This is a genomic window from Aeromonas sp. WP2-W18-CRE-05 (assembly GCF_014168615.1).
Taxonomy (GTDB): Bacteria; Pseudomonadota; Gammaproteobacteria; order Enterobacterales; family Aeromonadaceae; genus Aeromonas; species Aeromonas caviae.
In genome coordinates this window covers 2,672,710-2,692,114 of the sequence record NZ_AP021917.1, presented here as the reverse complement: position 1 = coordinate 2,692,114, position 19,405 = coordinate 2,672,710, and the positions used below count along the sequence as shown (strand labels likewise).

The following is a 19,405-nucleotide window of genomic DNA, read 5'->3' as shown; positions in this document are numbered from 1 at the left end:
CAGCAAGGAGCATCCATGGCAGGGAACAGTTTCGGCCAACTCTTTCGGGTCACCACCTTCGGCGAGAGCCACGGTCTGGCGCTGGGCGCCGTGGTCGACGGCTGCCCGCCGGGGCTGGAGATAAGCGAAGACGATTTGCAGGGGGATCTGGACAGGCGCAAGCCCGGCACCTCCCGCTACACCACCCAGCGCCGCGAGGCGGACGAGGTGAAGATCCTCTCCGGGGTGTTCGAGGGCAAGACCACGGGCACCTCCATCGGGCTGCTCATCGAGAACACCGATCAGCGCTCCAAGGACTACTCCGAGATCAAGGATCTGTTCCGTCCGGGGCACGCCGACTACACCTATCACCAGAAGTACGGCCAGCGTGACTACCGTGGCGGCGGCCGCTCCTCGGCCCGCGAGACCGCCATGCGGGTCGCGGCGGGGGCCATCGCCAAGAAGTACCTGAAACAGGTGCACGGCATCGAGATCGTGGGTTTTCTCTCCCAGCTCGGCCCCATCAAGGCGGAAGGGTTCGACGAGAGCCAGATCGAGCAGAACCCCTTCTTCTTCCCCGATGCGGGCAAGCTGGAGGCGCTGGATGAATACATGCGTGCCCTCAAGAAAGAGGGCAACAGCGTGGGGGCCAAGGTGTGCGTCGTGGCGCGCAACGTGCCGGTGGGCCTGGGGGAGCCGGTGTTCGACCGCCTCGACGCCGACATCGCCCACGCCATGATGGGCATCAACGCGGTGAAAGGGGTGGAGATCGGTGACGGCTTCGCGGTGGTGGAGCAAAAAGGCTCGGAGCACCGGGACGAGATGACTCCGGCCGGCTTTGCCAGCAATCATGCGGGGGGCATCCTGGGGGGCATTTCGTCGGGTCAGGAGATCGTGGTGAGCATGGCCCTCAAGCCTACCTCCAGCATCACGGTGCCGGGCAAGACCATCACCACCAGCGGTGAGGCCACCGAGATGATCACCAAGGGTCGTCACGACCCCTGCGTCGGCATCCGTGCCGTGCCCATCGCCGAGGCCATGCTGGCCCTGGTGCTGATGGATCACCTGCTGCGCCACCGCGCCCAGAACCAGGGCGTGCACACCCAGACCCCGCAACTGCGCTGATCATGCTGCGGGCAGGGTGAGTGATCACCAGGAACGACAAGGCGACCCCAGGGTCGCCTTTTTCATGGATTTTTTCCGGCGTCGGCGTCAGGGGGCCGATGGCGTCGAGAGCGATGGGGTCCGGGTTGCATCCAGGCGGCAGCGGGGCGGCGCAAAGGCGGGATCCGGTGAGGGCAGGGCGGCGATGGCGGCATCGATGCGGGCGAGCGCCTCATCGTTCACGGCCTCTTTGGCAAACATCAGGCGCACCGGCTGCTGGTGCAAGAGCACCTCACACTGTATGACGTCGCTCGCCCCGAGCTGGCCGAGCCGGTAGCGGGCGTATTGCCACTCCATGATGACGCCGTCGAGGCGACGCGCCAGCAAGAGGGTGAGCAGCCTGTCATCGCTGTTGTATTCGCTCGCCTGCCCGAGGGCTGGGCACTCCTCGCTCATCGGCAGGGGGCGGGTGCCCCGCAGCTTGCCAAGGCGCAGCCCCTTGGCCTGGCACAGGGTTGCCAGCTCCGTGATCTCTCGCCAGCCCTCGGGCTCCCCGGCCTGCGGGCGCTGGCTCAGCAGCACGAAGCTGGCGCGCCGATAGGGGGCGGAGAAGCGGGCGAACCGCTCCCGCTCGGGGGTTTTCAGGGCGCCCATGGCCACGTCCAGCTGCTGGCGCTCCATGAGGTAGAGGGCCCGGGCCCAGGGGAGATTGCGAAAGGCGGGCTCCACGCCTGCCTTGCCCAGGATCTGGCGGGTCAGGGTCACGTCCAGTCCGCCGAGGGTGCCGTCGGCAGCGATTTGACTGAAGGGGGGCCAGTGGCTCCAGGCCACCGACAGGGTCTCCCTGGCGACGAGGGGCTGGGCGAAGAGCAGGGGCAAGACGAGGCCCAGCATGCGCCGGGCGGTGGGGGTGAACTTCCGTTTCAATCAAAACCTCCTGTTCCGTGTATCGCGCCGTCCCCGGCAGGCTGTGCAGGGGTGTTGATACATACGGTGATTCGGGCCATTTTGTCCTGCCTTTGTCGCTATTTCCAGCCGTGCTGGGAGGCGCATCACATTTTCCTCGTCTAAGTGCGCCAACTCCGTTAGACTGCGCCTCTATTCTTTCCCCTTTGCTCTGCTCCCCGGGGAAATCGTTGTTTTCTCTATAGGCCCGGATCCTGTGAGATGGCATCGGCTCAGCAGAGGAGCCCCACCACGATCTTTGGCGCCCCTATCCCTAGCAGGTAACTATGAGTTTTACTTCCCTCGGTCTGGCCGAACCCTTGTTGCGTGCCGTTGCCGAGCAAGGCTACGACACCCCGTCTCCCATTCAGCAACAAGCGATCCCGGCGGTACTGGCTGGCCGTGATCTGATGGCCGCCGCCCAGACCGGGACCGGCAAGACCGCAGGTTTCACCCTGCCGATGCTGCAGCGTCTGACTGAAAGCAAGCGCAAGGTCTCCCCGAACCGCATCCGCGCCCTGGTGCTGACCCCGACCCGCGAGCTGGCCGCCCAGGTGGGCGAGAGCGTGCGCAACTACGGCAAGCACCTGCCGATCCGCAGCCACGTGGTATTCGGCGGCGTGAGCATCAACCCCCAGATGATGGCGACCCGCCGTGGTCTGGACGTGCTGGTGGCCTGCCCGGGCCGCCTGATGGATCTCTACAACCAGAACGCCGTCAAGTTCGACGAAGTGGAGATCCTGGTACTGGACGAAGCGGATCGCATGCTCGACATGGGCTTTATCCGCGACATCCGCCGCATCCTGGCCCTGCTGCCGAAGAAACGCCAGAACCTGCTCTTCTCCGCCACCTTCGCCGACGAAATTCGCGAGCTGGCCACCGGTCTGCTGGACAACCCGGCGGTGATCGAAGTGACCCCGCGCAACAGCACCGCCGAGCGCATCGAGCAGCTGGTGCACCCCTGCGACAAGGCCAACAAGATTGCCCTGCTGAGCCATCTGGTCACCAGCAACGACTGGCAGCAGGTGCTGGTGTTCACCCGTACCAAGCACATGGCCAACCGCGTTGCCGAGACCCTCGACAAGAACGGCGTCAGCGCCGCCGCCATCCACGGCAACAAGAGCCAGGGTGCCCGTACCCGTGCCCTGGCCGGTTTCAAGGATGGCAGCGTCAAGGTGCTGGTGGCGACCGACATCGCCGCCCGCGGCCTGGACATCGACAAACTGCCCCAGGTGGTCAACTTCGAGCTGCCGAACGTGGCGGAAGATTACGTGCACCGTATCGGCCGTACCGGCCGTGCCGGCGCGGCCGGTCACGCCATCTCCCTGGTGGCCGCCGATGAGGGCAAGCTCATCAAGGCCATCGAGCGGCTGACCAAGCAGAGCATCCCCTGCGAGCAGGTGGCCGGTTTTGAAGCCTCCCGCGAGACCCTCGACAACATCGCCCGTGGCATCGGCGCGCCGCTTCGCAAAGAGCCGCGGGATCCGAGCGAGCAGCGCCGTGCGCCGCGTCCGCAAGGCCAGGGCCAGCGTCAGGGGGCCGGTCGCTCCGGCAATGGCGCCGGTGGTAACGGCGGTGGCAATCGCACTGGCAACGGCGGCAAGCCCAAGCCTCAGGGCGGCCAGCGTCCGGCCGATGGTGCCGGCAAACCGGCCCAGGCCCGTCGTCCCCGTCGCGCCAGCCACAACCAGTAAGCGGTCAGGGAGCCAGGCTTCCCCACTGTTCGGTTGATGTAAAAAGCCCCGCCAATCTGGCGGGGCTTTTTTTGTCCTGGTAGACGCTATTCACCGTAGAGGCGGATCTCCAGCACATGGGTGATGGCCTCGCCGCTCCAGTGGTACTCCAGATGACGGGCGTGGTCCACCCGGCTGACCAGACGGGGGCGATAGAGCACGTGACAGTCGTGACCGGGGTGGCGCACCGAGCGGTAGTGGATGCCGTCCGCCCCGGCAACCTTCTGCTCCCGGGCGAAGGCCTGGGCGGGGCCGTAATCGGTGGCGTGATAGAGGGGGCCTGGCAGAAACGCCGGGCCCGTGATGTCGATGAGGCTGGCGCTGAACTGCGCCTGGATCACCCGCATCTGCACCTTCTGGGCCGGCTCCCGGGTGTACCCGAAGATCCGCTCCCTGTGGTAGACCGTCTCCTTGATGCCGGTGTCGAGGGAGGGGGCACAATAGTAGCCGCCAAAGTCCCCCGTGGTGAAACGGGCACCCTCGGGATTGAGGTGGGTGAAGGCGGCCATCACATAGCTGCCGCCGGGCAGCCCCACCAGCCAGTCTTCCCTGGGCACCCGCATCAGCTCGCCCGCCTCTTCCCTCAGCCTGTCGTTGGTCAGGGCCTCGACGGCCCAGACCGCCTCCAGCTCGTCGGCGGTAGCGACGTCTTCATAGAGGCAGATGGGGGGAAAGCGGCTCGGAATGATGCGATAGGCGCAGGCATTGTGGAAGGCGCGCAAGGGCGGGGAGGACATCAGGCCATCTCCCCGCGCCAGGCGTGCAGCCGGGTGGCCACTTCGTAGAGATCGGCCACCCGCCCACCCTGCATGACCTCCATGGCGCTGCGCCCGGCGAAGAAGGGGTGGCTGTTGGGTTTGCGCACCCAGCCATAGATGCTCTCATCCAGGCTGAACAGTAGCCGCAGGCTCTTGTGGATGTTGAGCAAATAGCTCATCCGCTCCTGGAGATCGGCGCTCAGCCGAATGCCGCCGCTGGCCTCCTTGTACTTGTTCAGGGTGGAGCGGGAGGTAATGCCAAGCAGCCTGAGCTGTTCATCCGTGCTGCACTGCCATTTGTCCAGGATGCGAAACACCACGGGCAGGGCCTTGCTGGGATCGACGGCGGGCTGTTGTCGGGGAAGAGATGCGGTGGCGACCATGTTGCCTCCCGGGTTGGCGTGCCAGACGGGCACGGGATCATGGGTTGTCTGCTAAGCAGTGTAGGGCAGGGGCGCAGTCATGTACATATCTATACATGGTTGCACTCAAATGTTCATTATTGGATGGATTTCGCGCTGAGTGGTGTGGGTCGGCCAAGTGAGCCCGTGCCAATGAAACGCCCCGCCAACTGGGTTGGCGGGGCGTGTCTCTTTGCGGCGTTTCTGCTTGTCGGGTCGGGGAAATCAGAGGGCGGGCAGCAGTCCCATGCTGACGCTGACCTGTACCCCGACGATCAGTACCCCCATGGCACCGGCCAGACCCAGGGCCAGTACGCCACCCGGGGCGCGGTAGTGGTGCGCCTCGGCCTGCTTGCGGCTCTGCCACACCAAGGCCACCGGCAGCAGCACCGCCAGCACCGCCAGCGCAATGGCGGCGTAACCGAGCGCCATGATGAAGCCTTGCGGGAAGTAGAGGGCGAACAGCAGGGGCGGCACGAAGGTGATGAGGCCGGTCTGGGTGCGCCCCTGCCAGTTGTCCTTGCGACGGGTCACCTTGGCCATGAAGTCGAACAGTCCCAGGGTCACTCCGAGGAAGGAGGTGGCGAGCGCGAGATCCGCAAACAGATGCATCGCCTGGTTGAAGGCGGGCCAGCTCACCAGGCCGCCGACGTTGGCCAGCAGGCTGTCCAGGGCGCCGCCGGTCTGGATCAGGGATTGCTGGCCCAGCAGCCCCAGAATGGCGACCTGCCACAGCACGTAGAGCACGAGTGGCAAGGCGGAGCCCCACACGAAGACCCGGCGTAACTGCCTGGGGTTGTCCCCGAGGTAGAGCATGACGCTCGGGATGGAGCCGTGGAAGCCGAAAGAGGTGAAGATGACCGGCAGGCCCGCCAGCAGCAAGCCTTCCCCGAGGGGCATGGAGAGCAGGTGCTGCCCCTGGGCGCGGGGCAGCAGCAGTGCCAGCACCGCCACCATGATCACCAGCTTCACGGTGAACATCAGGCGGTTGAGGTAATCCACCTGCCTGGTGCCGATGCACACCATGCCGCCAAACAGCAGGGTAAAGACCCAGGCCGCCTGCTCCTGGCCGAGGGGAAGGCCGGCATCGGCCAATGCCTGGGCCAGCAGGCTGCTGCCGCCGCTGATGTAGGCGGAGGCCAGGGCGTAGAACAGCATCAGGATGCAGAAGGAGGCGATGCCCTTGCCCCAGGGGCCGAGCAGGTGATCCGCCAGCTGGTGCAGGTACCACTTGCCGGTGCTGAGGCTGGCTTCCACCTGCAGCATGGCGGTGAAGGCCATCAGGGCCCAGAGGCCGATCATCAGCATCAGGGTGGCGGGGCCGCCCAGGGACGAGGAGGCCAGCGGCAGGGCCAGCATGCCGGCGCCTATGGTGGTGCCGGCAATCAACAGGGTACAACCCAGGGTCTTGGTATTCATGTCATCCATCCGAAAGTGAGGGCGCTGTTGCAAACAAGAGAGAGCCAGTTGGCTGTGTCGGGAGACGCCTCCGGGGAAAAGCCGGAGGCTAGCAATATCGGAGTGGAGACATCGTTACGAACAGCCGCAGGTTGTAAAACAGGGTTGCCACGTTAGCCGATTAAAATATCGAAAACAAGCGGGAGTGAGCGAAGGTTCTACTGTGAAAGGCGCTTGTGTGGAAATAAATGATGACAGTTGTCTGGAGTGGATGGCGTAAAAACACGCAAAGGCGACCGTGGTCGCCTTCGGCACGTCCGTTTCGCGTCAGCGGCGGCGTTTGAGGGTGCGGCTCACATAGTGCAAGCCGCTCTGGTAGTCGCCATTGACCGCCTTGAGGGCCAGCGCCAGGGCCTGGCTTGCCAGGGCGTCGTGCTGCTGGGGCAGGGAGTTGATGCCAAAGGGGAGGAAATCGAGCAGGCGGTCATCCCCGAAGGTGGCCATGGCGAGCTGGCTCATGTCGGCCTCCTGCTCCAGCAGGTAGTCGAGCACCCCCTCCATCAGGATGTAGGAGGTGGTGATCAGCGCCTCGGGCAGTTGGCCGAGCTGTTGATGGAGCGTCTTGATCAGGCGATACCCTTCGGTGCGCGAGAAGTGGGCCCCTTCACACAGGTGGCGGGTCGCACTGTGACTGGCAATGGCCTGCTCGAAGCCCGCTTTCCGCTCCTGGCTGATCGTCAGTTCCGGCAGAGCAGTGATCAAGGCGATATGACCGATGGCCGGGGTGAGCAGGGAGGCGGTGAGGTCCAGGCTCGCCTTCTGGTTTTCACTCGCCACGGTGACGAAATGCTCGGTGGCCATGGCACGGTCGATGGCGAGGATCTGCACGCCCCGGGACTGCTGCTCCAGATAGAAGGGATCCGCCGGGGGGAGGCAGCTTGCCACCAGGAGCGCGTCCACATGGCGGCTCACCAGCATCCGGGCCAGCTCCTTTTCGGTGTCCGGATCGTCCTCCGAGCATACGATGAGCAACTGATATCCCTGGGTGCGGGCCCCTTGCTCCAGGCGCTTGGCGAGCTTGGCGTAACTGGCGTTTTCGAGGTCGGGCAGGATGAAGCCGAGGGTGCGGGTCTGGCCGCCGCGCAGGGAAGCGGCGCGGCTGTCCGGCTGATAGTTGTGGGCATGGACCACGGCCATCACCTTGTCGCGGGTTGCCTGGCTGATGCGGTATTGATCGGCCTTGCCATTGATCACATAGCTGGCGGTGGTGCGAGAGACACCGGCCAGCGCGGCGATTTCATCCAGTTTCATCATGTTGGCTCTGTTTGAGTTGCAAGGCCCGCGCCGGTTCCTGGTTGGGGCGCCGAAAAGTGTGCGCGGGATCATATCATTGAAACGTACTTTCTGCGGGATCTTGAACAATGCGCTGAAACGATTCAGTCTGAGTGTAAGTGAAACGATTCAGCTTGTCAGTAACGGATGATTATCTGCACTTGGAAATGGGTTCCGGCTCACCAAAGCGAGAGATCACCGTCTATTGTCAGCAGGCAAGTTACCCAAAAATCGAGTTGAGTTGAGCCGGTACGCCGCGAGGCGAAGCCGGACCTGATGGAGAATCTCTATGTTGAAGTTGGCGCGACAGCAAATCCTGCTGGGACAATCGGTGACGACCAAGGCGGACGCCATCGCCCTGCTGGCAAGCAAACTGACCGACGCCGGTCTGGTTGAAGCAGGTTACGTGGACGGCATGCTGGCGCGGGAAGCGCAGCACGCCACCTATCTTGGCAGCGGTATCGCCATTCCCCACGGCACCACGGACACCCGTCATCTGGTGAAGAGCACCGGCGTCATGGTGGCCCAGTTCCCCCACGGCATCGAGTGGGACGAGGGGCAGATTGCCTACGTCGCCATCGGCATCGCCGCCAAGTCCGATGAGCACCTGGGGATCTTGCGCCAGCTCACCCACGTGCTGGGTGACGAGCAGGCCGCAGCCCAGCTCAAGGGGGCGACCGACGAAGAGACCATCATCAATATTCTGACTGGCGCGACTGGCGCCAAAGAGGTGCAATACCTGACCCTGGCGGACTTCCCGGCCGACGACCAGGACCAGTTGCTGCTGGGGGCTGCGGCCCGCGCCAAATCCGCAGGCTGGGGAGACGCCGCCATGGTGAGCGCCCTCCTGGCCAGTCAGCCTGTTCACCTGGGGGAGGGCATCTGGCTGGCCCGTGCGCAAGCGGCCCAGACCGGTTGGGTGCTGGCCACTCCGAGCACCCCGCTGAACGTCGGTGAATTGCCGGTCAGCGCCCTGCTGCTGCTGTGTGCCGCAGATAGCGGCCATTTGCCGCAACTCGAGAATCTGGCCAAGCTGGCCGCAGCCGGCCAGCTGGCCACCCTCTCTGGCAACGACGGTCTTGCCATGTTGCAGGCGGGTCCGGCGAGCGGGCTGTCCGAGACCTTCACCATCATCAACCCCCACGGTCTGCACGCCCGTCCGGGCGCCATGCTGGTCAAGGTGGCCAAGGAGTATGAATCCGACATCCGCGTCGCCAACCTCGATGGCAGCGGTGAAGCCGTCTCTGCCAAGAGCCTGATGAAGGTGATCGGGCTTGGGGTCAAGTGCGGTCATCGTCTGGCGTTTCGCGCCGAAGGAGCGGATGCCGAAGCAGCCCTCAAGGGCATTGGCGAAGCCATTGCCGCCGGCTTGGGCGAGGGGGCGCACTGATGGACATCGTCACCATCACCCTCAATCCCGCGCTCGATCTCACCACCCGTCTGGAGGTCATGCACCCTGGCGAGGTCAATCTGGTGAGTGAGGCCAACTTGCGCGCCGCGGGCAAGGGGATCAACGTCGCCATGGTCTTGAAAGATCTCGGCCGTGACGTAGGCCTGACCGGCTGGCTCGGTGAGGGCAACCAGCAGAGCTTTGTCTCCCTGTTCGAGGAACGTGCCCTTGCCGATCACTTCGTGCGCGTGGCGGGCGACACCCGGATCAACGTCAAGATCTCCGAACAATCCGGCCGGGTGACCGATCTCAATCTGCCGGGACTCGCCGTGCAGGAAGGCGATGTCAGCGCCCTGGAAGCGGCGCTGGAGCGACTGGCTCCCCACACCGACTGGTTCGTGCTGGCGGGCAGCCTGTCCAAAGGGGTGGCCCCCGATTACTGCGCGCGCCTCATTCGCCTGCTCAAGGCCAAGGGCAAGCAGGTGATCTTCGATTGCAGCGGCGCGGCGTTGAGCGAAGGGATCAAGGCGGCGCCGACCCTGGTCAAACCCAACCTGGAAGAGCTGAGCCAGTGGGCGGGTCGCCCCGTGAAGACCCTGAGCGAGCAGGCCGAGTGCGCCCGCGCGCTGCAGGCCAGCGGGATCCCCAACGTGGTGATCTCCAATGGTGCCGACGGCCTCATCTGGTTTGCACCGGATGCCACCTGGCAGGCGATTCCGCCGCGCATGGAGGTGGTCAGCACCGTGGGTGCCGGCGACTCCCTGGTGGCGGGCCTGGTCCATGGCATGAGCCTGGACTGGACGCCGGAGCAGACCCTGCGTCTGGCCACCGCCGTCTCGGCACTGGCGGTGAGCCAGGTCGCGGTCGGCTTCAACGATATCAATGTGCTCAAACCGTTACTCGAGCAGGTGCGCGTACAGCGTCTGGATGATCTGGCACCGACTCAACCCCAACCCCATTTGATGGCTAACTCAGGAGATGCCCAATGAAAGCAATTCTGGTTACGGCTTGCCCGGCGGGCATTGCCACCAGCTTTCTCGCTGCAAAACGGATAGAACAGCAGGCCAAACTGGCTGGCTGGGAGCTCACCCTCGACGTCGACTCCAGCGTGCAGCCCCGTCAGGTTCCCTCGAAAGAGCAGATTGCCGCCGCCGACCTGGTGCTGGTCGTTGCCAGCGCACCGGTGGATCTGGCCGCCTATGACGGCAAGTCGCTCTATCGGGGCGACATGGATCTGGCGCTCCAGGATCCCGCTGCCCTGCTGGAAGCCGCGCGAAGCGGTGCCAGCGTCTATCGCCATGAGGCGGCACCTGTGGTTGCCAAACCGGCCAGCGGTGCCAAGCGCATCGTGGCGGTGACGGCCTGTCCGACCGGGGTGGCCCACACCTTCATGTCGGCCGAGGCCCTGGAGACCATGGCCAAGCAGCTGGGTCACCAGATCCGCGTCGAAACCCAGGGCTCGGTCGGTGCCCAGAATGCCTTGACGGCGGACGAGATTGCCGCCGCCGATCTGGTGTTCCTCGCCACTGACATTGAGGTGGACATGGCGCGCTTTGATGGCAAGCCGGTCTATCGCACCAGCACGGGGGCTGCCCTGAAGAAAACCCGGGCCGAGCTCGACAAGGCCTGGACCGAGGCGAAGGTCTATCGCCACAGCGGCGCGGCTGCGGTCAAGAAAGAGGAAAAGGCGGGCCCCTACAAGCACCTGCTGACCGGTGTCTCCTTCATGCTGCCCATGGTGGTGGCGGGGGGCCTTATCATCGCGCTCTCCTTCATCTTCGGCATTGAAGCGTTCAAGGAAGAGGGGACGCTGGCCGCGGCCCTGATGAAGATCGGTGGCGGCTCCGCCTTCGCCCTGATGATCCCGGTGCTGGCAGGCTACATCGCCTACTCCATCGCCGACCGTCCGGGTCTGGCGCCCGGCATGATCGCCGGTATGCTGGCAAGCTCGCTCGGCGCCGGTTTCCTTGGCGGCATCGTCGGCGGCTTCCTCGCCGGTTACAGCGCCAAGTTCCTGAGCGACAAGGTGCGCCTGCCGGTCACCCTGGAAGCCCTCAAGCCCATCCTCATCATTCCGCTCTTTGCCAGCCTGTTCACCGGTCTGGTGATGATCTACGTGGTAGGTGGCCCGGTGGCGGGCATCATGAATGCCATGACCGAGTTCCTCAACAACATGGGCTCTGCCAACGCCGTGCTGCTGGGTGTCATCATCGGCGCCATGATGTGCTTCGACATGGGTGGCCCGGTCAACAAGGCGGCCTATGCCTTCGGTGTCGGCCTGCTCGCCTCCAAGACCTATGCCCCCATGGCAGCGGTCATGGCCGCCGGCATGGTGCCTGCACTGGGGATGGGGATCGCGACCTTCCTGGCCAGCAGAAAGTTCATCAAGGCGGAGCAGGAAGCGGGCAAGGCCTCCTTCGTGCTGGGTCTGTGCTTCATCTCCGAGGGGGCCATCCCGTTTGCCGCCAAGGACCCCATGCGCGTCATCCCGGCCTGCATGGCGGGCGGCGCCCTGACCGGTGCGCTCTCCATGCTGTTCGGCTGCGAGCTGGTGGCACCCCACGGCGGTCTGTTCGTGCTCTTCATCCCGAACGCCATCAGCCATGTGATGATGTACATCCTGGCGATCGCGGCCGGTTCTCTGGTGACCGGGGTGGCCTACGCCATGCTCAAGCGTGGCGAGGAGCAGGCCAAGCTGGCGACCGCCTGAGGAGATCACGGCGTGACACACCCTTCATTACAAGGCGGCCCTGGGGCCGCCTTTCTTGTTGAGGGGAGGGGCAAAGGGGGATTTAAAAATCCCAGCCCGGCGGGGGCGGCGGATCGGCCGCCTCTGCGGCCTGCGCCTTGCGGCGAGCGGCCTCGACCCTGGCCTTGCGGCTGCGGCACAGGCGCATCACCTCCTGCTGCTGGGCAGGGGTCATGGCAAGCCAGTTGAAACGCTCCTCGCGGCTTCGCAGGCATCCCTTGCAATACCCCTTGTTGTTCAGTTCGCAGACCCCGACACAGGGGCTCTGGAGCGGGAAGATTTCGAGCTGTTCCATCCATGACCTCTCACACCTTGTCACCTTGTTATAACCCAGAAGATCACGGCAGGAGAAATCCGTCGTCAGGGGCGTGAAGGCGTTTGCTTTCCCCGGGCAATTTTGGCATCTTCCCCGCCGTGCAAGACACTCGGTGTTATATGAGGACATATGAATAGACATGCGTACTGGTTGGCCGCCGCCGTGGTGGGGCTGGCCGGTTGTGCGGGCAACCCTGAACCGGTCAAGGTGCCCCAGAAGAAGGCGGAATCCGGATGTTTTCTGAACTGCGAGATCCCTGTGAATCTGGGCAAGCAGTATCTGGATGGTGCCCTGCCGGGGGATCTGGTGCGGGTGGAGCGGGTCAACAGCCGCGCCCGCGCCGATTACAGCAAGTTCGGTCCCCAGAGCCGGATGGTGATGGAACGCTCCGGCCGTATGGCGAGCCGCTATGGGGAGCTCTACCGTCAACTCTCACGCTGGGTCGCCAATGGGGGCAATCCCGCCCATATCACCCAGTACGGCATCAGCCTGGCGCAGCTTGGCGGTGCCGACCGCATGGGCAACGTGCTCTTCACCGGCTACTACTCGCCGGTGCTGGAGGTGCGCCATCGCCCGGACGCCCAGTACAAGTATCCCATCTATGCCATGCCCAACTGCGGCGGTCGCTGCCCGAGCCGGGCCGAGATCCACCGAGGGGCGCTGGCCAACCGGGGGCTGGAGCTGGGCTACAGCAAATCCCTCATCGACAACTTCCTGATGGACGTGCAGGGTTCCGGCTTTGTTCACTACGGCGATGACGACCGGTTGCAGTACCTCGGCTACAGCGGCAAGAACGGCCACGGCTATGTCAGCATTGGCCGGGTGCTCATCGACCGTGGTGAAGTACCCAAGGAGCAGATGTCCATGAAGGCCATCAAGGAGTGGGCCAATCGTCAGCCGGAAGAGAGCGTGAAGGAGCTGGTGGAGCAGAACCCCTCCTATGTCTTCTTCGAGCGCCGTCCCACCAACGACGTGGTGGGGGCCGCCGGCATTCCGCTCTTGCCGATGGCGGCGGTGGCTGCCGACAAGACTCTGCTGCCCATGGGCACGCCGATCCTGGCGGAAGTACCGCTGCTGGACAAAGAGGGCAACTGGACCGGCAAGCACCAGCTGCGGCTGCTGATTGCGCTGGATGTGGGGGGCGCGGTGAAGAAGGGCCACCTCGATCTCTACCACGGTATGGGTGAGAAGGCCGGTGTCGCGGCCGGTCACTATAAGCACTTCGGCCGGGTCTGGAAGCTGGGTCTGCACCACGGGCCGACTGCCGCCCCCTGGTTGTAACGCAAGAGGGTCATGGCCCCTCATTTCCCTCAAGAGACGGGACATTCCCATGAAAAAAGCCGCCGGAGCAATCCGGCGGCTTTTTGTTTGCGGGGCAGATCTGGCGACAAGGGCCGTCAGCCCTTTCGGATATCGAGCTTGATGGCGCCCACCGGCTGGCAGCAGCAGGGGAGGCACTCCCCCTGGGAGACAAAGGCGAGCGGGACGGCGGCGTAGTGCACCTTGCCCGCCAGCAGCGGGGTGCGGCAGGCGCCGCAATAGCCGCTGCGGCACTGGAACTCCACGTGATGGCCGTGGCGCTCCAGGGTCTCCAGCACGCTTTCGCCGGGATGGGGGTGCAGCACACCGTCCAGGGTCTGTACCTGGGGGGTTTGCCCCTCCGGCGCCGTGGTGGCGGTATGCAGGGGGGCGTTCAGGGTGGCGGTGGCGTCACTCACGGACGTCGCTCTCCCGCATCATGGTCTGCCAGCAGAGGTCGCCTTGCATCACAGCTCGAAGTCACCCAGATCGTCGGCGTGCACTTCACTGTCGATCTGACCCACCAGATAGGAGCTTACTTCCACTTCCTGGGGCGCCACCTGCACGTTGTCGGAGGAGAGCCAGGTGTTGATCCAGGGGATGGGGTTCTGCTTGGTGCCGGCAAAGGCCGGTTGCAGGCCGACGGCCGCCATGCGCAGGTTGGTGATGTATTCCACGTACTGGCAGAGGATGTCCTTGTTCAGGCCGATCATGGAGCCGTCCTGGAACAGGTACTCGGCCCACTCCTTCTCTTGCAGGGCCGCTTCCTTGAACAGCTCGAAGCAGGCCTGCTCGCACTCGACGGCGATCTCCGCCATCTCGGGGTCGTCGTTGCCGCTGCGCATCAGGTTCAGCATGTGCTGGGTGCCGGTCAGGTGCAGCGCTTCGTCACGGGCGATCATCTTGATGATCTTGGCATTGCCCTCCATCAGCTCACGCTCGGCGAAGGCGAAGGAGCAGGCGAAGCTGACGTAGAAGCGGATCGCTTCGAGGGCGTTGACGCTCATCAGGCACAGGTAGAGCTTCTTCTTGAGCTCCCGCAGGCTGATGGTGACTTCGCGATCCCCGATCCGGTGGGTCCCCTCACCGTGCAGGTGATAGACGGAGGTGGCCTCGATGAGATCGTCATAGAAGTGGCTGATGGAGCCGGCGCGCTTCAAGATCTGCTCGTTGGTCACAATGTCGTCGAACACCTGGCCCGGGTTGTTGACGATGTTGCGGATGATGTGGGTGTAGGAGCGAGAGTGGATGGTCTCGGAGAAGGCCCAGGTCTCGATCCAGGTCTCCAGCTCCGGGATGGAGACCAGGGGCAGCAGGGCCACGTTGGGGCTGCGGCCCTGAATGGAATCCAGCAGGGTCTGGTACTTCAGGTTGGAGATGAAGATGTGCTGCTCGTGGGGCGGCAGAGCCTGGAAGTCGATGCGGTCGTGGGAGACGTCCACCTCTTCCGGGCGCCAGAAGAAGGAGAGCTGCTTCTCGATCAGCCGCTCGAAGATGTCGTGCTTTTGCTGATCATAACGGGCCACGTTGACCGACTGGCCGAAGAACATCGGCTCCTTGAGCTGATCGTTTTGGGTCTGGCAAAAAGTAGAGTAAGCCATGGTTCGAATGCCGTGAAATAGGGAAAACAGGAGGGCGGGAGCTTGATGCTCCCGCCCGGTTTATCAGTGCGTTTCGCGGTTAGATCTTGCAAGCCCCGCCAGCGCAGCCGTCATCTTGCAGATCGGTCTGGGTGTCGTCGGCACCATCACGGGTGTTGTGATAGTAGAGGGTCTTGAGACCGTATTTGTAGGCGGTCAGCAAGTCTTTGAGCAACTGCTTCATCGGCACCTTGTTGCCTTCGAAGCGGGCCGGGTCGTAGTTGGTGTTGGCGGAGATCGCCTGATCCACGAACTTCTGCATGATGCCGACCAGCTGCAGGTAACCGTCGACGCTCGGCTGTTTCCACAGCAGTTCGTACTGATCCTTCAGGCGGTGGTACTCCGGCACCACCTGCTTGAGGATGCCGTCCTTGGAGGCTTTCACCGACACCAGGCCGCGGGGCGGCTCGATGCCGTTGGTGGCGTTGGAGATCTGGCTGGAGGTCTCGCTCGGCATCAGGGCGGTCAGGGTGGAGTTGCGCAGACCCACGGTCTTGATCTCTTCGCGCAAGGTTTCCCAGTCCAGGTGCAGGGGTTCATTGCACAGGGTGTCCAGATCCTTTTTATAGGTATCGATGGGCAGGATACCCTGGGCATAGGTGGTCTCGTTGAAGGCCGGGCAGGGGCCGAACTCGCGGGCCAGTTGCACGGAGGCCTTCAGCAGATAGTACTGGATCGCCTCGAAGGTGCGGTGGGTCAGGGCCAGACCGGAACCATCGGAGTAGCGGGCACCGTTTTTCGCCAGGTAGTAGGCGTAGTTGATGACGCCGATCCCCAGAGTACGGCGGTTCATGCTGCCCTTCTTGGCGGCCTTGAGCGGGTAGTCCTGATAGTCGAGCAGGGCGTCCAGAGCGCGCACGGCCAGCTCGGCCATCTCTTCCAGATCTTCCAGCTTCTCGATGGCGCCCAGGTTGAAGGCGGAGAGAGTGCACAGGGCAATCTCGCCGTCCTCGTCATCCACGTTGTTGAGCGGCTTGGTGGGCAGCGCAATCTCGAGGCAGAGGTTGGACTGGCGAACCGGTGCCACGGAGGGGTCGAACGGGCTGTGGGTGTTGCAGTGATCCACGTTCTGGATGTAGATGCGACCGGTACCGGCGCGCTCCTGCATCATCAGGGAGAAGAGATCCACCGCCTTCAGGGTCTTCTTGCGAATGGCCGGATCCTGCTCGTACTTGACGTAGAGCGCTTCAAACTTGTCCTGGTCCGCGAAGAAGGCGTCATAGAGGCCGGGTGCATCGGACGGGGAGAACAAGGTGATATCGCCGCCCTTGATGAGGCGCTGGTACATCAGCTTGTTGATCTGCACGCCGTAGTCCATGTGACGGACCCGGTTCTCTTCCACGCCGCGGTTGTTCTTCAGTACCAGCAGGCTCTCCACCTCGGTGTGCCACAGCGGGTAGAACAGGGTGGCCGCACCGCCGCGCACGCCGCCCTGGGAGCAGCACTTCACCGCAGTCTGGAAGTATTTGTAGAAGGGGATGCAGCCGGTGTGGAAGGCTTCGCCGCCACGGATGGGGCTGCCCAGACCACGGATGCGACCAGCGTTGATGCCGATGCCGGCGCGCTGGGAAACGTAACGCACGATGGCGCTGGCGGTGGCATTGATGGAATCCAGGCTGTCGTCACACTCGATCAGCACGCAGGAGCTGAACTGGCGGGTCGGGGTGCGCACGCCGCTCATGATCGGGGTCGGCAGGGAGATCTTGAAGGTCGAGACCGCATCATAGAAGCGCTTGATGTAGTCCAGACGGGTATCTTTCGGATACTTGGAGAAGAGGCAGGCCGCTACCAGGATGTAGAGGAACTGCGGGCTCTCGTAGATCTCGCCGGTGACGCGGTTCTGTACCAGGTACTTGCCTTCGAGCTGCTTGACCGCCGCGTAGGAGAAGTCCATGTCGCGCCAGTGATCGAGGTAGCCGTTCAGCTCCTCAAATTCCGCCTGGGTGTAGTCTTCCAGCAGGTGCTTGTCGTACTTGCCCATGTCCACCAGTCTGGCGACGTGCTGATACAGGTGGGGCGGCTCGAACTGGCCGTAGGCCTTCTTGCGCAGGTGGAAGATGGCCAGACGGGCAGCCATGTACTGGTAGTCCGGGCTTTGCTCGGAGATGAGGTCAGCAGCAGCCTTGATGATGGTCTCGTGGATGTCGGCGGTACGGATACCGTCATAGAACTGGATGTGGGACTTGAGCTCCACCTGGGAGACCGACACGTTGTCGAGCTTCTCGGCAGCCCAGTCGAGCACACGGTGAATTTTATCCAGATCGATGGGTTCTTTGTGTCCGTTACGCTTCGTCACAAACAAGTTCATTGGCTGATGACCCCTTTCATTGATACCTGCCGGTATCGGTTGATTCCCGAAAAGCCATCGCACAATGGCGCAACCCGGCTCCGTCTGTCGAGGGAAACTGGGCAGGGATTGTGCGATGAATCACAAGATGTAGTGTTATTTTTAATGCGAACTACAAGATAGTGAGGTCGATGCGGTAATGCAATCTGTGGATAACGCATTAGCTGTGGATAAATTGTGGGTGTCGGGACGGGAGTTAGTGGACGCTCACAGCGAACGGGTTTTCATCCGTCCGATCCGTCAAATGCAAGTCCGGCGATCGAAGATGGAAAATTAAAATAACTTTTTTTGCTTGCGAAAGCAGGGTGTTTTTACTAGCAAATCCGGCCTGCTCATCCCTTGTGCAGTCAGGGTCAAAAGGTGTCCTGTTACGCCGTTCGGGGGGTTGCCAAGCCTGTAAAAAGAGGGATTGTCCGGGATCCCTCTGGTGTGCTGCGGGGGAGCTGCGCGTCGGGGCAGATGCCCACACTGCCATCGGGACAACATCAAAGTTGCCCCGCAGATCCACCTCTATCCGGATGCCTTGTCGGTCATGGGCAATGAACGTGTCAGCTCAGCTCGTAACGCAGCCAGTGGTGCAGGGCCTGCACGGTATCAAAGTGAAGATCGGCGCCCCAGAGGGCCGGATCCTCGTCATCATTGAGATAACCCCAGCCAGCCACCGCGGTACGCATGCCGGCATTGCGGCCAGCCTCAATGTCGCGCACGTGATCCCCCACATAGAGACACTGGCTCGCCGCGATGCCGAGCCGCTCGCAGGCAAAGAACATGGGGGCGGGGTCGGGCTTGCGCACCGGCAAGGTGTCGGCGCTCACCGTCACGCCGCAACTGGCGAGTTCGGGCAGGGCTGCCAGGAGCGGTTCGGTGAGAAAGCCCGGCTTGTTGGTGACAATGCCCCAGGGCAGCTTTTTCTCGTCGAGCCACTCGATGAGATCCACCATGCCTTCATAGGGGCGGGTGCCGACGCAGAGGTTGGCGGCGTAGTAGTCGAGCAGGGCGGTGCGAAGGCGGGTAGCCCCCAGCTCCTCGAGCAGCTCGTCCCCAAGACCGGCCCTGAGCAGCCCGAGGGCCCCGTGGGAGGTGGTCTGACGGATGATGTCGTCAGAGAGCGGGGCAAAGCCTTCGCTTATCAGCACATGGTTGACGGCGGCGCCAAGGTCTGGGGCGGTGTCGAGCAGGGTGCCGTCCAGATCAAACAGCACGCAGCCAAGGGGCATCGGGTGAGGTGTGCTCATCAGCCTTGCTCCGGGCGCTCGAACGCCACCATGTAGTTGACGTCGACATTCTTGCCGAGCTTGAAGCTGTTGGAGAGCGGGGCGTAGTGAACGCCGCTCATGTCCCGCACCAGGAGGCCCGAGGCTTCCCCCATGCGACAGAGTTCGGCGGGGGTGATGAACTTCTTGTGATCGTGAGTGCCCTTGGGGACCATCTTCAATAGGTACTCGGCGCCGAGGATCATCATCAGATAGGCTTTGGGGTTGCGGTTGATGGTGGAGACGAACACCTTGCCCCCCGGCCGTACCAGGGTGGCGATGGCGCGCAGCACCGAGGCCGGGTCCGGCACGTGCTCCAGCATCTCCATGCAGGTGACCACGTCATACTGGCCCGGCGCTTCATCGGCGTGGGCTTCGGCGGTGATCTGGCGGTACTCGAGCTCCACACCTTGTTCCAGCGCGTGCAGGCGGGCGACCCCGAGGGGCTCCTTGCCCATGTCGATGCCGGTGACCCGGGCCCCCCGGCGGGCCATGCTCTCGGAGAGGATGCCGCCACCGCAGCCGATGTCGAGCACGCGCTTGCCAAACAGGCCGCCGCTCTTGTCGGTGATCCAGTCAAGGCGCACCGGGTTGATTTGATGCAGTGGCCTGAATTCGCCCTCCATGTCCCACCAGCGGGAGGCGATGGCTTCAAATTTGGCGATTTCTGTCAGATCGACATTGGCATCACTATTCATGTTTTGATGATCCTGTGGCAAGGCGCGCAGCGGGCTGGGCGCGCGCAATCTATTGTCCTGGCG

17 protein-coding genes are annotated in these 19,405 nt (G+C 63.4%); 6 read left to right on the top strand and 11 right to left on the bottom strand.

The window, feature by feature from the left end; all coding sequences use genetic code 11:
• Positions 1-15: 15 nt before the first annotated feature.
• Positions 16-1,104, top strand: a complete 1,089-nt coding sequence (gene aroC, locus H7R73_RS12600) for a chorismate synthase (RefSeq protein ID WP_010674829.1) — start codon at positions 16-18, stop codon at positions 1,102-1,104.
• Between the two features lie 87 nt (positions 1,105-1,191).
• Here the strand turns inward: aroC and H7R73_RS12595 are convergent, their stop codons facing one another.
• Entirely contained in the window at positions 1,192-2,010 is an 819-nt protein-coding gene (locus H7R73_RS12595) for a substrate-binding periplasmic protein (protein ID WP_103260198.1), read from the bottom strand.
• A 305-nt stretch (positions 2,011-2,315) separates the two neighbouring features.
• On the opposite strand from H7R73_RS12595, the gene H7R73_RS12590 reads away from it, so the two are divergent.
• On the top strand, positions 2,316-3,722 hold the full coding sequence (locus H7R73_RS12590) for a DEAD/DEAH box helicase (protein ID WP_103260197.1): 1,407 nt from the start codon (positions 2,316-2,318) through the stop codon (positions 3,720-3,722).
• Between the two features lie 86 nt (positions 3,723-3,808).
• Here H7R73_RS12590 and H7R73_RS12585 read toward each other — a convergent pair whose 3' ends face one another.
• The 4 genes from H7R73_RS12585 to cra form a co-directional block, all read right to left on the bottom strand.
• Positions 3,809-4,498, bottom strand: a complete 690-nt coding sequence (locus H7R73_RS12585; RefSeq protein WP_103260196.1) for an RES family NAD+ phosphorylase — start codon at positions 4,496-4,498, stop codon at positions 3,809-3,811.
• Positions 4,498-4,902 (bottom strand): antitoxin Xre-like helix-turn-helix domain-containing protein, encoded by a 405-nt coding sequence (locus H7R73_RS12580; protein WP_041211580.1) that lies wholly within the window; start codon positions 4,900-4,902, stop codon positions 4,498-4,500. Before H7R73_RS12580 ends, H7R73_RS12585 begins: the two co-directional genes overlap by 1 nt.
• Before the next feature lie 243 nt (positions 4,903-5,145).
• Positions 5,146-6,339 (bottom strand): aromatic amino acid transport family protein, encoded by a 1,194-nt coding sequence (locus tag H7R73_RS12575; protein WP_103260195.1) that lies wholly within the window; start codon positions 6,337-6,339, stop codon positions 5,146-5,148.
• A gap of 306 nt (positions 6,340-6,645) precedes the next feature.
• Entirely contained in the window at positions 6,646-7,632 is a 987-nt protein-coding gene (gene cra / locus H7R73_RS12570) for a catabolite repressor/activator (RefSeq protein ID WP_048207771.1), read from the bottom strand.
• A gap of 307 nt (positions 7,633-7,939) precedes the next feature.
• Between cra and fruB the strand changes: the two genes are divergently transcribed.
• Genes fruB through fruA form a run of 3 tightly spaced genes read left to right on the top strand, consistent with a single transcriptional unit; the run spans position 7,940 to position 11,750 of the window.
• On the top strand, positions 7,940-9,040 hold the full coding sequence (gene fruB / locus H7R73_RS12565; RefSeq protein ID WP_045524909.1) for a fused PTS fructose transporter subunit IIA/HPr protein: 1,101 nt from the start codon (positions 7,940-7,942) through the stop codon (positions 9,038-9,040).
• Positions 9,040-10,029, top strand: coding sequence for a 1-phosphofructokinase (gene pfkB, locus H7R73_RS12560; RefSeq protein WP_103260194.1), 990 nt, complete (start codon positions 9,040-9,042; stop codon positions 10,027-10,029). Before fruB ends, pfkB begins: the two co-directional genes overlap by 1 nt.
• The gene (fruA, locus tag H7R73_RS12555) at positions 10,026-11,750 is read left to right on the top strand and encodes a PTS fructose transporter subunit IIBC (RefSeq protein WP_048207769.1); all 1,725 of its coding nucleotides are present in this window, start codon (positions 10,026-10,028) and stop codon (positions 11,748-11,750) included. Before pfkB ends, fruA begins: the two co-directional genes overlap by 4 nt.
• A gap of 82 nt (positions 11,751-11,832) precedes the next feature.
• On the opposite strand, the gene H7R73_RS12550 is transcribed toward fruA, so the two are convergent.
• Positions 11,833-12,084, bottom strand: a complete 252-nt coding sequence (locus tag H7R73_RS12550; RefSeq protein WP_039040754.1) for a DUF1289 domain-containing protein — start codon at positions 12,082-12,084, stop codon at positions 11,833-11,835.
• Between the two features lie 150 nt (positions 12,085-12,234).
• Here H7R73_RS12550 and mltA point away from each other — a divergent pair, with 150 nt between their 5' ends.
• Entirely contained in the window at positions 12,235-13,386 is a 1,152-nt protein-coding gene (gene mltA, locus H7R73_RS12545; RefSeq protein WP_029314565.1) for a murein transglycosylase A, read from the top strand.
• Between the two features lie 116 nt (positions 13,387-13,502).
• Here the strand turns inward: mltA and yfaE are convergent, their stop codons facing one another.
• The 5 genes from yfaE to ubiG all read right to left on the bottom strand — a co-directional run bounded on the left by yfaE (position 13,503) and on the right by ubiG (position 19,342).
• Positions 13,503-13,823 carry a class I ribonucleotide reductase maintenance protein YfaE gene (gene yfaE, locus H7R73_RS12540; RefSeq protein WP_406568563.1) on the bottom strand — a complete coding sequence of 107 codons (321 nt, stop codon included), beginning with the start codon at positions 13,821-13,823 and terminating at the stop codon, positions 13,503-13,505.
• Positions 13,824-13,871: 48 nt separating this feature from the next.
• The gene (nrdB, locus tag H7R73_RS12535) at positions 13,872-15,005 is read right to left on the bottom strand and encodes a class Ia ribonucleoside-diphosphate reductase subunit beta (RefSeq protein ID WP_042017109.1); all 1,134 of its coding nucleotides are present in this window, start codon (positions 15,003-15,005) and stop codon (positions 13,872-13,874) included.
• A gap of 79 nt (positions 15,006-15,084) precedes the next feature.
• The gene (nrdA, locus tag H7R73_RS12530; protein ID WP_010674815.1) at positions 15,085-17,352 is read right to left on the bottom strand and encodes a class 1a ribonucleoside-diphosphate reductase subunit alpha; all 2,268 of its coding nucleotides are present in this window, start codon (positions 17,350-17,352) and stop codon (positions 15,085-15,087) included.
• A gap of 587 nt (positions 17,353-17,939) precedes the next feature.
• Complete coding sequence (locus tag H7R73_RS12525) at positions 17,940-18,626, bottom strand: HAD family hydrolase (protein WP_029314563.1); 687 nt, start codon at positions 18,624-18,626, stop codon at positions 17,940-17,942.
• Entirely contained in the window at positions 18,626-19,342 is a 717-nt protein-coding gene (gene ubiG, locus H7R73_RS12520) for a bifunctional 2-polyprenyl-6-hydroxyphenol methylase/3-demethylubiquinol 3-O-methyltransferase UbiG (RefSeq protein WP_182951157.1), read from the bottom strand. Before ubiG ends, H7R73_RS12525 begins: the two co-directional genes overlap by 1 nt.
• Between the last annotated feature and the right edge of the window lie 63 nt (positions 19,343-19,405).

What these genes read in the sequence shown, in the direction of transcription:
- aroC (WP_010674829.1), top strand. Translation starts at nt 16, where the DNA reads ATGGCAGGGAACAGTTTCGGCCAACTCTTTCGGGTCACCACCTTCGGC.
- H7R73_RS12590 (WP_103260197.1), top strand. Translation starts at nt 2,316, where the DNA reads ATGAGTTTTACTTCCCTCGGTCTGGCCGAACCCTTGTTGCGTGCCGTT.
- H7R73_RS12585 (WP_103260196.1), bottom strand. Translation starts at nt 4,498, where the DNA reads ATGTCCTCCCCGCCCTTGCGCGCCTTCCACAATGCCTGCGCCTATCGC.
- H7R73_RS12580 (WP_041211580.1), bottom strand. Translation starts at nt 4,902, where the DNA reads ATGGTCGCCACCGCATCTCTTCCCCGACAACAGCCCGCCGTCGATCCC.
- H7R73_RS12575 (WP_103260195.1), bottom strand. Translation starts at nt 6,339, where the DNA reads ATGAATACCAAGACCCTGGGTTGTACCCTGTTGATTGCCGGCACCACC.
- cra (WP_048207771.1), bottom strand. Translation starts at nt 7,632, where the DNA reads ATGATGAAACTGGATGAAATCGCCGCGCTGGCCGGTGTCTCTCGCACC.
- fruB (WP_045524909.1), top strand. Translation starts at nt 7,940, where the DNA reads ATGTTGAAGTTGGCGCGACAGCAAATCCTGCTGGGACAATCGGTGACG.
- pfkB (WP_103260194.1), top strand. Translation starts at nt 9,040, where the DNA reads ATGGACATCGTCACCATCACCCTCAATCCCGCGCTCGATCTCACCACC.
- fruA (WP_048207769.1), top strand. Translation starts at nt 10,026, where the DNA reads ATGAAAGCAATTCTGGTTACGGCTTGCCCGGCGGGCATTGCCACCAGC.
- H7R73_RS12550 (WP_039040754.1), bottom strand. Translation starts at nt 12,084, where the DNA reads ATGGAACAGCTCGAAATCTTCCCGCTCCAGAGCCCCTGTGTCGGGGTC.
- mltA (WP_029314565.1), top strand. Translation starts at nt 12,235, where the DNA reads ATGAATAGACATGCGTACTGGTTGGCCGCCGCCGTGGTGGGGCTGGCC.
- nrdB (WP_042017109.1), bottom strand. Translation starts at nt 15,005, where the DNA reads ATGGCTTACTCTACTTTTTGCCAGACCCAAAACGATCAGCTCAAGGAG.
- nrdA (WP_010674815.1), bottom strand. Translation starts at nt 17,352, where the DNA reads ATGAACTTGTTTGTGACGAAGCGTAACGGACACAAAGAACCCATCGAT.
- H7R73_RS12525 (WP_029314563.1), bottom strand. Translation starts at nt 18,626, where the DNA reads ATGAGCACACCTCACCCGATGCCCCTTGGCTGCGTGCTGTTTGATCTG.
- ubiG (WP_182951157.1), bottom strand. Translation starts at nt 19,342, where the DNA reads ATGAATAGTGATGCCAATGTCGATCTGACAGAAATCGCCAAATTTGAA.